Raw genomic sequence first — 12,539 nt, forward strand, 5'->3', positions numbered from 1 at the left:
CGGCGGGGCCCGGCCTACCGGATCGGCGAGACGACCGAGGAGGTTCGGCGAGGGAGGAGACGTGTCCCAGGTCGGCATCAGTCCGCCACGACCGGACGGCATCACCACCGCACTCGAGTTTGTCGCCGGGCTCCGGCGGCTCCGGCTCTGGTCGGGGCTGACGTACCGGCAGATCGCGGCACGGGCGCACGCACTGGGCAGCACCCTGCCGGCGAGTACCTTCGCGTCGGTTCTGGGCCGGTCGAGCCTGCCGCGCCGTGAGGTGGTCGCGATCTTCGGCCAGGTCTGTGGCCTGGACGAGTCGTCCGTGGGGCGCTGGGTCCAGGTCCGGGACGCGGTGGCGGGCGGGCTGCTCGACGTACCTCCCGGTCGGGAAGGCAGGACCCACCTCCCGGTCGGCCACGGGCCGACGACGCAGGGCCCCGCCGTCTCCGGACCGACGGCGCCCGGGTCAGCGGAGAACCGATCAGCGCAAAACCGATCAGCGGACGACCGATCGGTGGGTAACGGGCCGGCGGCCGAGACACCGGGACCGACCCGGCCGACCGGTTCGGGACCCGACGGGCCGACCGAGCCGGCGCTCCACGGAGCGACCGGGCCGGGATCGACCGCACCGGTCGGGCCCGGTGACGACTGGGTGGTCCCGGCGATGCTGCCCCCCGACATCCCGGACTTCACCGGACGGCTGTCGCCGGTGTCCGCCCTGCGTGAGCTGCTGACCGACAGCGACAGCGGGCAACGGACGGCGTTGACCGTCGGCGCCATCTCCGGCATGGGCGGCGCCGGCAAGACGACCCTCGCCGTACACGTGGGGCAGCAGGTACGGAACGAGTTCCCGGACGGTCAGCTCTACGTCAACCTCCGAGGCGCGGAGGCGGCACCGCTGGACCCCGCCGAGGTGCTCGCCCGGTTCCTGCGCGCCGTCGGCGTACCGGGGCGGGCCGTACCGGCGGACCCGGTGGAGCGGACCGAGCTGTACCGCACCCGGCTGGCCGGTCGACGGGTACTGGTGCTGCTCGACAACGCCGCGTCGGTGGAGCAGGTCAGGCCACTGCTGCCCGGTACCGCCTCCTGCGCGGTCCTGGTCACCAGTCGGACACCGCTGACCAGCCTGCCGAGCGGGCTCCGGGTCGACCTGGCGGTGCTGACCGACGACGAGGCGGTCGCGATGCTGGCCCGGATCATCGGGCCCGGCCGGGTCGCCGGTGAGCCGGCCCAGGCGACCGGAATCGCCCGGCTCTGCGGGCACCTGCCGCTGGCGGTACGGATCGCCGGCGGACGGCTGGCCGGCCGTCCCGGCTGGCCGATCGCCCGGCTGGCGGCACTGCTCGGCGACGAGCGTCGCCGGCTGGACCGGCTGGCCACCGGCGACCTCGCGGTACGGGCGTCGATCGGGCTGAGCTACCACGGGCTGGACGAGCAGAGCCGTCGGCTGTTCCGGCGGCTGAGCCTCTTCGACGCACCCGACTTCCCGTCCTGGATGGCGGCGCTGCTGGTGGGATGTTCGGTCGACGAGGTGACGGACCAGCTGGAGGCGCTGGTCGACGCCCAACTGCTGACGATCGCCGGCCCGGACCCGGCCGGGCAGCTCCGGTACCGGTTCCACGACCTGGTACGGCTGTTCGGGCGGCGGGAGGCCGAGACGCACCGGCTCACCGACCGTCCGGGTGACGTACTGCTGCGGGGCCTCGGGGGTTGGCTGGCCGTGGCGGAGGAAATGGCGTCCGGGGTGCCGGGTCCCTGCTACGCCCCGATCCACGGTGCGCTGCCCCGGCCCGGCGTCGACTGGTCGGAGCTGTATGCCCTGCGAGCCGACCCGACCCGGTGGTTCGAGGCCGAACGGGCGGTGCTGCTCGCGTTGATCCGGCAGGCCTGTCGCCTGGATCTGGACGAGGCGGCCTTCGGCCTCGCCGGATGCCTGGAGAAGTACTTCGACGTCCGGGGCATGTACGCCGACTGGGCTGCGACGAACACCGAGGTGATGACGCTCTGCCGGGAGCGGGGCAACCTGCTCGGCGAGGCGGTGATGCTCCGGGGCCTGATCGACGTCAGCACCTGGGCGATGGAGGGGCAGGACGGTGCGGCGGCGACCGCCGTCCTGCACCGGGAGGCGTCCCGGCTCCTGGAGATGTTCACCCGGTTGGGTCACCGCGCCGGCATGTCCGACGCCTCGGTGCTGCACGCGTGGGCCCGGGCGGCGATGGGGGACCAGGTCGGTGCGGTCGAGTCGGCCAGGTTGGCGCTGCGGTGGGCGGAGGATTCGGCACACCCCGGCGGGCAGGTCCGCGCCCATCTCGCCCTGGCGATGGCGCACGCCGAGCGGCGTGACTTCGGCACCGGTGTCCGGCACCTGTCCGGCGCGCTGCGGCAGGCCCGGGCGCTGGGCAATCCCCGGTGCGAGGCGACCGTGCTGCAGTTCGTCGGGATCGGCCAGCGTGAACTCGGCGAGTACCAGGCGAGTCAGCAGGCCCTGGACAGGTCGCTGGCGATCTGTCGTACCCATCGGGACACCTACACGGAGGCGTTGACCCTGCTCGCGTTGGCCCGGTTGTACCTGGTGCGCGGAGACCGGCGTGCCCGGTCGGCGGCCGAGGCGTCCCTCGCGATCGGCCGGCGGCACAGCATGCGGCACCACGTCGCCGAGGCCCTCGGCCTGCGGGGTGAGATCGAACTCGTCGAGGGGCGCCCGGCGCGGGCGGTCGCCCACCTGGAGGAGTCGGTGGCGATCTGGCGTACCCGGGGTTGGCTCTCCTTCCAGGCCGCGGCGCTGACCAACCTGGGGCGGGCCCACCTCGGCACGGACGCGAGCGCCGCCCGGTCGGCCCTGACCGAGGCCCGGGACATCTTCCGCGACCTGGGCGACGACGCCCGGGTGGGTGAACTGTCCGCGCTGCTGGACGTCGCGGCCGTGCACGGCGCCACCGTCGGGGCGGCGGTCCGGGACGCGGCGACGACCTCGGCGGCCTGAGCGGTTCCTCGCCCTCGTGGACCCGGCGACACCTGTCCGGCCGGCGACCAGATCACGGCCCGGCCCGGCGGCGCGGTCAACCCTGCTGATCCGGCGGGTCGGCGGCGAGCCAGCGGCGCAGATTCGTCGCGTTCGCCACCTCGTGGTCGACCCGCCGCCGCTCCTCCTCGGTCAGCTCGATCGCCCGCAGCGCCGTGGACCACTCCGCCGCCTGCTCCGGCTCCTCCAACGCCACCGCGAGCTCGACCAGCGTCGCGTACGCCAACGCCCGCTCCACGGCCGGCGCCTGGTCACCGTGGCGACGCAGCGCGGAGCGGAGAGTCCGGACCGCCGCCCGGTCGTCCTCCTTGAACTCGCGGAAGATCCGGGCGTTGTCGAGCGCCCTGGCGATGCCCACCAACTGTTTCGCACCGCCGTACTCGAGTTCCTCCGGCTCGTCCCGCTGGATGAAAACGATCGAGTTGCCCGACGGGTCGACCAGGGTGAACCGGGTCGCACCCGGCCGGTAACGGGTCAGCCGGGGCTGTCCCTTGACCAGGACCCTGCCGTACGCCTGACGCATCGCAGCGGTCAGCGCGGCGTGGTACGGCGCGACCGAGTCGACCATGACCAGGCAGCCGTTCGAGTGTTCTCCAGCCGGATCCAGCTCTTTCGGCGCGTCGCCGAAATGCAACTCGAAACCGCTCCACCGGAACGCGAGATACAGGTACGGCCGGGTCTGTTTCCAGGTGACCGTGAAACCGAGCGCCTGATAGAACTCCAGGGTCCGTTCCGCCGACACACAGGGCAGCAGCGGCACCGTCGTCTCGTTCGGGCGTACCTGTCCAGCTGTCAACGCCTGCACCTCTCGCCAGTGGTGGTCCGGTTCGGGCGCCGCCATTCTGATCGACCCCGGCGATTTCCGCACATGCGAACCATGGTGTGGTCGTCCGCCCGGTCCGCCGTCGTGTGCGGTGGAAGGGTGGCGACAGCACCGTGCGGGGAGCCGGGCCCCGGGGTGTGGCGGGAGACGATTCCGAGCCCGGTCACCACCTGCCGAGGATGGTCCCGGTCAGGCGGGCCACTCCCCGGACAGGTGCACCTTTCCGTCCGTCCCGATCACCGGCCGCGGCGCCGGGGCCGGTGACGGTCGCCGCCGGTGCGGACGCCGCACGACCAGTACCAGGTCCGGCGCCGGTCCGGGCGCCCGCCGCTCCGCCGCGATCAGGTCCTCGACCGCGCCGTCCGGTACGTCCACCGGGCCGAGGTCGGCGATGAACTGCTCCCGCCAGGCCGGATGCAGGCGGCTCTGCAACAGGTGCGTGCCGGAGATCCGCAGCGGCGCCGGCCCGAACAGGCCGACGATCGCCTCGGCCGCCTGGCGTCGCCGCAGCCACGCCCGTCGTTCCGCCTCGGTGTACCGCGGACCCTCCGCGTCGACCCGCATCGTGGCGTACGCGGCGTGTGCCTCGGCGGCGATCCGACGGACCCGCAGCCCGAGTGGCGAGTTGTCGTCGACCCCCGAGGGAAGGTGCTCACCGGCGGCCGCCCGGTCCAGGGCCTCGACCAGCTCCGGGTAGCCGTCGAGGCCGGTCTCGGCGGCGAGGCGGCGCGCCTGGGCGAGCAGGGCGGCCCGCAGCCGCGCCTCGTCGGCGTGGGTCAACCGGGCCAGCACGGTCGGCTCGGCCTGGGCCGGGAAGGCACCGCCGCTGGGCGGCCCGGGCAGTGCCGGCAGGAACTGGGCGCTGGACAGCGCCGGGCGGAGCAGGTCACCGTCGAACTCGATGCCGAGTTCGGCCTGGAGCACCTCCAGCACGGCCGGGACGTCCTCGTCCGGGTAGCGGGAGGTGTCCAGGGGCACCAGTCCGGCGTCCCGCAGCGCCGACAGGAACAGGTCCGGTTCACGGCCGTGGCGGCGTTCCGGCCGGAGGGTGTCGTACCCGGTGACCACCGTGCCGTCCGCGACCAGGGTGAACCGGGTGCTGTTGCCGCTGTGCCACAGCGCCACCGCCCGGGTGCCGGCGGAGAGCCGGCGCAGCACCTCCGGCCGTACGCCCTCGGGGGCGTGCTGCTCCTCGACGGCGAACGCCCAGCCGTCGACCCGGCCGACCCGGAGCACCGGAAGGAATCCTCCGATCCAGGAGTCCCGCAGTTCCCGGGCCTGCTCCCGGCTCCGGGGCGCGGCGTCGGACGGGTCGGCGCCGAACCGACGCAGCAGCTCGGCCTCGTCGACGTCCGCGACGAAGGTGAGCCCGAAATGGTCGTACCCACCGAACCGGCCGGCCTCGGCAGCCGGCGGGAACAGGTGCTGCAGGCGACGCATCGCCGGCCGTACCGTCGGTGGGGCGGGAGTTCCGGACTCACGCGCCTCGGCGGCCAGGTCGAGCAGGGAGCGAGGAGCCGGATGCTGCTCCCGGACCAGTTCCCAGTGCAGCCGTACGCCGTCGGTCGCCGGATGCCAGTGCCGGACCGGTCGGTCCCGGTGCAGTCCGTCGGCGATGTCCGCCAACAGGTCGGCCACCGAGGCCCAGTCTCCGAAGTGGGTGCCGTCGCCCTTCAGATGGATGCCGACCGCCCCGTACGACTCACCGGGTCGGCAGTCCACCACCAGCATGTCCACCGAGTTGGTCTTGCCGAACGGCACCCATCGCGGATGCCAGTACCAGCCGAGCAGCCCGTTGTCCTCGTCCTCCCGTTCCGCGTCGGCGTCGCTGGACAGGTCGAGGGCGTCGGTCGTCATCCGCCACCGGTCGGGTATCTCCTCCACCCGCATCAGTTGGTACCTCCCGGCGAGGGTGAACGCGTCCGGCCCGTCGTCGGTCCCGTCGTGTCGGGCCAGTGAGGCGAGCAGGGCGTCCGGGAAGGTCACCCCGATCGTCCGCTGGGCCGCCTCGACCGCCGCCGGGTCGGCCGGTGGCCGCAGCGACGCGTACGTCCCGGACGCGTGCGCGCCGAGCCACTCCTCGATCGCCGCCCAGCTCTCGGGCACCTGCTCGGCGTTGACCGCTGCCCGTCCCCTGCCACCGGTCATCGATCGAACCCGCCTCCCGTACGCCGCCGGCGGCAGCGTACCGGGTCCGGCCGACGGCGGGTTCCCGCGAGAAGGGCGGCGGGCAGGGCGCGGACCTGCCCCGGGTGGTACCGCCGCACAGGAGGCGGGCACATCCACCCGGGGGTTCGTCGGGAGCCGGGGCGGGTGCGTCAGCCGGTGGGGAGCAGGCCGGTGTCGTGGGCCCGACGTCGCCGCGACTCCGCGCTGCCGCGCGGCCTCGGTGCCTTCGGGACCTTCGCGGTCAGCCGGAACCAGAACGAGCCGTAGCCGGGCAGGGTGAGCTGGTACGGCCGGGCGCTGACCGGCGGGAACGAGGTCTGGCCGGTCAGTTCCACCGGTTGGTGGCCGATGAACCGGCTGCCCAGCGCGATCTGCCCGGGCTGGGGGCGGGCGGACAGGTTGTGTACGCAGAGCACCACCTCGGCGCCGTCCCGTTCCTCGCCGGTGCCGTCGTACTCACGCAGGAACGCCAGCACGGCCGGGTTCTTTCCGCCGAGGTCACGGAACGAGCCGAGCGCCAACGCGGGGTGCCGCTTCCGTACCTCGATCATCTGTCGGGTCCACTGCAGCAGGGACGCCGGCTGCTCCATCTGCCGTTCCACGTTGACCGCCTGGTAGCCGTACACCGGCCCCTGGTTGACCGGCAGGTAGAGCGCGCCGGGGTCGGCCTTGGAGAAGCCGCCGTTGCGGTCCGGGGACCACTGCATCGGGGTACGGACGCTGTTGCGGTCGCCGAGCCAGACGTTGTCCCCCATCCCGATCTCGTCGCCGTAGTAGAGCACCGGTGACCCGGGCAGCGACAGCAGCAGCGAGGTGAACAGCTCGATCTGGTTCCGGTCGTTGTTCACCAGCGGTGCCAGCCGACGGCGGATACCGACGTTCACCCGCATCCGGGGGTCCTTGGCGTACTCGTTGTAGAGGTAGTCGCGTTCCTCGTCGGTGACCATCTCCAGGGTCAGCTCGTCGTGGTTGCGCAGGAAGGTGCCCCACTGGCAGCCGGCCGGGATCTGCGGGGTCTGGGCGATGATCTCCGAGATCGGGTACCGGGACTCGCGGCGGACCGCCATGAAGATCCGGGGCATCACCGGGAAATGGAACGCCATGTGGCACTCGTCGCCGCCGACGCCCGGGTCGCCGTAGTAGTCGACCAGCTCGGTCGGCCACAGGTTCGCCTCGGCGAGCAGCACCCGCCCCGGGTACTCGTCGTCGACCATCTTGCGCAGCCGCTTCAGGTAGGCGTGCGTCTCCGGCAGGTTCGCGCAGTCGGTGCCCTCACGTTCGTACAGGTAGGTGATCGCGTCCAGGCGGAAGCCGTCGATCCCCAGCTCCAGCCAGAACCGTACGACGTCGAGCATGGTCTCCTGGACCGCCGGGTTGTCGTAGTTCAGGTCGGGCTGGTGGGCGAAGAACCGGTGCCAGTAGAACTGCTGACGGACCGGGTCGAAGGTCCAGTTGGACGGTTCGGTGTCGCAGAAGACGATCGGCACGTCGGCGTACCCGGTGTCGGTGTCGCGCCAGACGTAGAAGTCGCCGTACGGACCGGTCGGGTCCTGCCGGGAGCGCTGGAACCACTCGTGGGCGTCCGAGGTGTGGTTCAGCACGAGGTCGGTGATCACGCGGATGCCCCGGGCGTGTGCCTCGTCGACCAGCGTGACGAAGTCGTCCAGCGACCCGTACTCGGTGGAGATCCGCAGGTAGTCGCGGATGTCGTAGCCGCCGTCGCGGCGCGGTGAGTCGTAGAACGGGGGCAGCCAGAGGCAGTCGACGCCGAGCCACTTCAGGTAGTCCAGTTTGGAGGTGAGGCCCGGCAGGTCGCCGTGGCCGTCTCCGCTGGCGTCGTAACACGACTGCACGAACATCTCGTAGAAGACCGCTCGCTTGTACCACTCCGGTTCGACCGGGAGCTGGCGCGCCCGACGGCGGTCCTGCGGTGCCGGCCGCTGCGCCGGCGAGGGTGCGGGTGGTACGGGTGGGGGGACCACCCGCTCGACCAGATCGGACATGGGCTCTCCTCCGGGTTGCGAGGGGGAAGGTCCCGCGGGTAGGTGGTGTGGGGCGTCCGCGGGCAACGCGGGGAGAGGTCACCGGCACCGATGGCGGCGGCTCACCGCCCGTTCTACGCCGTCAAACGGGCATATCGATCAGCGGTGACGGCAACAGATTTGTAACCATGCCGACGATCCGTCGGACCGGGCCCGGAAATGTGAGGCCGAACGGGGCGGTACGCGGGGAGGTCGGTGACCGGCGCTCCGGTGGCCCGGGGGGCTGATGCCCGTCCGGGCAGTGCGCCCCATATATCCCATACGGTAGGCGGTGCGTCCGTCGGAAATCTGACTTAACACCACCCGTTGTGCGGGTGATCCATGGTGGTTAAGCTCCTTGGTGCGCGCCCCAATCGCCCGCTTCCCCCGTGGCAGGCGATCGGGGCGCGCCCTGCTTTCCGGGCCCCTTCCGCCCAGCTCACGGCGGTCCGCTGTGAACAGCGCCCGGCGGTTCGGCGAGCGGCACCTCCCGGTCCCGTGGACCTGTGCCGTCGCCGCCTCCCGCCACTCACCAACGGTCCGCCGCGTCCCCGCCGCCGGGGCTCAGATCCAGCGGTTGCCGAGCCACATCCGGGCGGACCACTCCGCGTACGGGATGACCTGCCCGACGAAGATCGGATAGAAGTACGCGAAGCAGATCGCGACCAGCAGGACGTACGTCCCGGCGACGATCGCGCCGATCATGCGCCGGTCGCCCGCCCGCCCGTTGTCGTCGGCGCCGGGGTCCGGCCCGGCGGCCTGATCACCCTCCGCCGCCCCGGCCGACGCGCGACCGGCGGCCACCGGGGCCCGGGCCGGTCCGATGATCGCCCCCAGCACGTAGGTCACCGCGAGGACCAGGAACGGCACGATCGGGGCGAGGTAGAACGAGAACATCGTCCGGTTGTCCAGCGCGAAGTAGAACCAGGGCAGCCAGCCGGCAGCCACGATCAGCAGGATCGCCCCGGCCCGCCAGTCCCGGCGGGCGAACCCGAGCCAGAGGGTCGCGGCGAGCGCCGGCAGGAACGACCACCAGAGCAGCGGGGTGCCCAGCAGCAGGATCTCGGAGGCGCAGCTCGCCGCGCCGCAGGCGCCCTGGTCGGACCAGTGGAAGGCGACCGGACGGCCGAGCAGCAGCCACTGCCAGGGCCAGGACTGGTAGACGTGGGTGTCGTCGAGCTGGGCGTGGAACTTGAACGCTTCCTTGTGGTAGTGGGCCAGGTTCATCAGGTCGCCGAGGATCGGCGGGCTGGACTGGCCGGTCTCGGCGAGCCAGTTCCGGAAGTAGCCGTTGTCGCTGACGAACCAGCCGGACCAGGTGGCCAGGTAGGCGCCGGCCATCAGCACCCCGGCCAGGACCAGCCAGCCACTCTCGTCGAGGAAGGTGTCCCGCCAGGGTCGGCGTACCCCGGCGGAGCGGCGGGCGCCGACCTCCCAGAAGATCACCAGCAGGGCGAACGCCGGCACGAAGTAGAGCCCGCTCCACTTCACCCCGATCGCGCAGCCGAGCAGGACCCCGGCGAGCAGCCGCCACCACGGGATCGAGTCGGCGAACCGGAACGCGGGCCGGTTGGCCCGCCCGGGCCGGCTCGGGTCGAGCCCGGACTCGATGGCGCGCAGCCAGCGCCCGCGCCGGGCGTCCCGGTCCAGCACCAGAGCGCCGAAGGCGGCCAGGATGAAGAAGCTGAGGAAGATGTCGAGCAGCGCGGTCCGGGACAGCACCAGGTGGTAGCCGTCCAACGCGAGCAGCAGCCCGGCGGTGCAGCCGAGCACGGTCGACCGGAACATCCGCCGGGCGATCCGCACCAGCAGCAGTACGGACAGGGTGCCGACGATCGCCGCCGCGAACCGCCAGCCGAGCTCGTTGTAGCCCCAGATCTGCTCGCCGAGCCCGATCATCCACTTGCCGAGCGGCGGGTGTACGACGTATGCGGCGCTGTTGGTCTGCTCGTCCCACTCGATGCCGCGCTGGAGCAGCTCGTGTGCCTCGGTGGCGTAGTAGATCTCGTCGAAGATCTTGCCCTTGGGCTCGCTCAGCCCGACCAGCCGCAGGATGCCGGCGATCAGCACGACCACCCCGGTGGCCAGCCAGGACCACGGGTCGAGCCGGGTCTCCAGCGGCGCCAACCGGCGCCGGATGATCGCGGGCACCCCGGGGAGCGGGCGGGCGGGGCGGGCACTCGTCGCCGGCCCGCCACCCGGGTCGAGCGGGGTCACCTCGACCACCGGGGCCGCTGCCGTCCCGGCCTGCCCCGGGATCCCCGTCTGCGCTGTCGACGCCAGAGTCACCCAGTGATCGTAGGCTGCCATGGTGTGAATTGGGGCACGACGCTCGTCATGTGCGATGACATGTATCGATGAAGGAGTCGGTTCGTGGGAAATTTGCCCGATGGTGGGCGGCTGATCCTGCTCGGGGCGCCTCTCGGCAACCCCGGTGACGCCTCGGCCCGGCTGCGGGACACCCTCGCCCGGGCCGACGTGGTGGCCGCCGAGGACACCCGCCGGCTCATCCGGCTGGCGCGTGACCTCGACATCAGCATCGGCGGCCGGATCGTCTCGTACTTCGAGGGCAACGAGGAACGGCGTACTCCGGAGCTTGTCGAGGCGGTCCTCGGCGGCGCGCTGGTGGCGCTGGTCACCGACGCCGGGATGCCGAGCGTCTCCGACCCCGGCTACCGACTGGTCCGGGCCGCGCTGGACGCGGGCGTCCCGGTCACCGTGGCGCCCGGACCGAGCGCCGTCACCACCGCGCTCGCCCTCTCCGGCCTGCCCACCGACCGGTTCTGCTTCGAGGGCTTCCTGCCCCGCTCCGGCGGCGGCCGCCGGTCGCGGCTCCGGGCGCTGGCCGCCGAGGAGCGCACCCTGGTCTTCTTCGAGGCGCCGCACCGGGTGGCGGACGCCCTCGCCGACCTGGCCGCGACGTTCGGCGCGGAGCGGCCGGCCGCGCTCTGCCGGGAGTTGACCAAGACGTACGAGGAGGTGCTGCGCCGCCCGCTCGGCGAGTTGGCGGCCTGGGCCGTCGCCGGCGAGCCGCGTGGCGAGATCACCCTGGTGGTGGCGGGTGCCCCGGCGACCACCGCGGAGGTCCCGGCCGACGCGGACCTGCGGGCCGCGGTCGCCGACCTGGAGGCCACCGGTACGTCCCGGCGCGACGCCATCACCGCCGTCGCCACCGAGTACGGCCTACGTCGCCGGCACGTGTACGCCGCCGTCCACCCGCCCGCCGCCACCCGGTAGCCGACGGTTCGGCAACCGGCGCCGGGTCCACGGCTCAGTAGGCGGCGATCAGGGAGCCGGGTTCAGTAGGCGGCGATCAGGAAGCCGGCGGTGAGCAGCACCGGTCCGGCGTAACTGACCAGGGCGGCCCGGTGCCGGTGGCCGCGTTCGGCCAGTCGGAGCGCGCCGGTGCACCAGCCGACCGCGGCGGTGCAGATCAGCACCACCCCGAGCCCCAGCGACCAGTGCAGGTGCAGCAGGCCGGTGCCGGAGCCGACGTACGCCTGGGTGCTCCGCCCGTCGACGATCCGGGCCGGGAATTCGAGGCCGACGTTTCCGGGGTCGCCCGCCATCCCCACCAGTCGGACGTCCCGGGCGACGAGTCGGCCGTCGGCGGCGACGAACTCACCCCGGCAGTGCTGGCCGAGCCCCCGGCCCCGGCAGCTCTCCACGATCACCGTGCCCTGTTCGCCGTGGCCGATCGCGAGCCACCACGGCTCCGCGCTGACCCAGGCGAAGAAGCTGGCGACCAGGGAGAAGAGGATCACTCCGGCGAGTCCGAGCACCGGGTTCGGCGGTGGCTTGGGCGGCCGTGGCGACCGGGGCGCGCCGGCCTCGGCCGGTGGCTTCTTCGGTCGGCCGTACCAGGTCCGGGGCGTCGGCTCCACCGGTCTGCCGTCCCAGTGCACCTCCTCGATCGGCAGCCAGAAGTCGTTGTCGTCCTCCTCGTCGGCCGGGGACTCGGCGCGGGTGGAACCGGTGCGGGCGGTCGGGATGGCGGAGGTCGGCGTCTCGCCCCAGGCCGTCGGATTCCGTGGTACGCCGCCGGCCCGGGGCGCCCGCTGCGGCAGCATGGCGAGCGGGGCGCCGGTGGTCGGTTCGATCGGCGACGGGTTGGGCAGGGTGCCGGGGGCGGTCGACCAGGGCGAGCCGACGGACGGCGAGGCGCCCCCGAACGGGGCGGTCGGCGCCGCCTCGTACTCCCGGACGGCGTCGGGGCGGCGGGCGTCCCCGGGCTCGGGGTCCGCCGCGCCCTCCGGCGGGCCGGTGGACGGGGTGCGTGGCGACGGCGCGGGGCCCGGTTCGGCCTTGGCCGGTTCCCCGGACGACGACGTCGCCGGCCCGGACCGTGGCGCCGGGTCGGCGACTCCGTCCAGGTCGGCTGTCGGTGGGGGTGTCTCGGCTGGTTGCCGCCCACCTGAGCTGCCCGTCACCAATCCATTGGACACCGGAACTACGCTCCGAATGCGAAAGCGCACGGGGCGTGTCGGGAGTGGTTCAGTCAGAAATCTGCCACTTCCTC

General features: G+C 72.8%; 7 protein-coding genes. 2 read left to right on the plus strand and 5 right to left on the minus strand.

The window, feature by feature from the left end; translation table 11 throughout:
* The first annotated feature begins 61 nt into the window (after positions 1 to 61).
* Positions 62 to 2,968, plus strand: a complete 2,907-nt coding sequence (locus V1633_RS13530; RefSeq protein WP_331214626.1) for an ATP-binding protein — start codon at positions 62 to 64, stop codon at positions 2,966 to 2,968.
* A 76-nt stretch (positions 2,969 to 3,044) separates the two neighbouring features.
* Here the strand turns inward: V1633_RS13530 and V1633_RS13535 are convergent, their stop codons facing one another.
* From V1633_RS13535 to V1633_RS13550, 4 genes are all read right to left on the minus strand, one after another.
* Complete coding sequence (locus V1633_RS13535) at positions 3,045 to 3,803, minus strand: VOC family protein (RefSeq protein WP_331214627.1); 759 nt, start codon at positions 3,801 to 3,803, stop codon at positions 3,045 to 3,047.
* 216 nt (positions 3,804 to 4,019) lie between these two features.
* The gene (locus V1633_RS13540) at positions 4,020 to 5,978 is read right to left on the minus strand and encodes a DUF6461 domain-containing protein (protein WP_331214628.1); all 1,959 of its coding nucleotides are present in this window, start codon (positions 5,976 to 5,978) and stop codon (positions 4,020 to 4,022) included.
* Between the two features lie 170 nt (positions 5,979 to 6,148).
* On the minus strand, positions 6,149 to 8,002 hold the full coding sequence (gene treS / locus V1633_RS13545) for a maltose alpha-D-glucosyltransferase (RefSeq protein WP_331214629.1): 1,854 nt from the start codon (positions 8,000 to 8,002) through the stop codon (positions 6,149 to 6,151).
* Between the two features lie 582 nt (positions 8,003 to 8,584).
* Positions 8,585 to 10,330 carry a dolichyl-phosphate-mannose--protein mannosyltransferase gene (locus V1633_RS13550; protein ID WP_331214630.1) on the minus strand — a complete coding sequence of 582 codons (1,746 nt, stop codon included), beginning with the start codon at positions 10,328 to 10,330 and terminating at the stop codon, positions 8,585 to 8,587.
* A gap of 72 nt (positions 10,331 to 10,402) precedes the next feature.
* Between V1633_RS13550 and rsmI the strand changes: the two genes are divergently transcribed.
* A complete protein-coding gene (gene rsmI / locus V1633_RS13555; protein WP_407952014.1) occupies positions 10,403 to 11,257 on the plus strand; it encodes a 16S rRNA (cytidine(1402)-2'-O)-methyltransferase in 855 nt (284 codons plus the stop codon).
* A gap of 62 nt (positions 11,258 to 11,319) precedes the next feature.
* Here rsmI and V1633_RS13560 read toward each other — a convergent pair whose 3' ends face one another.
* Complete coding sequence (locus V1633_RS13560; RefSeq protein WP_331214632.1) at positions 11,320 to 12,450, minus strand: hypothetical protein; 1,131 nt, start codon at positions 12,448 to 12,450, stop codon at positions 11,320 to 11,322.
* Positions 12,451 to 12,539 lie beyond the last annotated feature (89 nt).

Origin of the sequence: Plantactinospora sonchi (assembly GCF_036422035.1) — a bacterium.
GTDB classification, from domain to species: domain Bacteria; phylum Actinomycetota; class Actinomycetes; order Mycobacteriales; family Micromonosporaceae; genus Plantactinospora; species Plantactinospora sonchi.

Bases quoted from the DNA above. Each gene is read 5' to 3' on its own strand.
- V1633_RS13540 (WP_331214628.1), bottom strand. From the start codon at position 5,978: ATGACCGGTGGCAGGGGACGGGCAGCGGTCAACGCCGAGCAGGTGCCC.
- treS (WP_331214629.1), bottom strand. From the start codon at position 8,002: ATGTCCGATCTGGTCGAGCGGGTGGTCCCCCCACCCGTACCACCCGCA.
- V1633_RS13550 (WP_331214630.1), bottom strand. From the start codon at position 10,330: ATGGCAGCCTACGATCACTGGGTGACTCTGGCGTCGACAGCGCAGACG.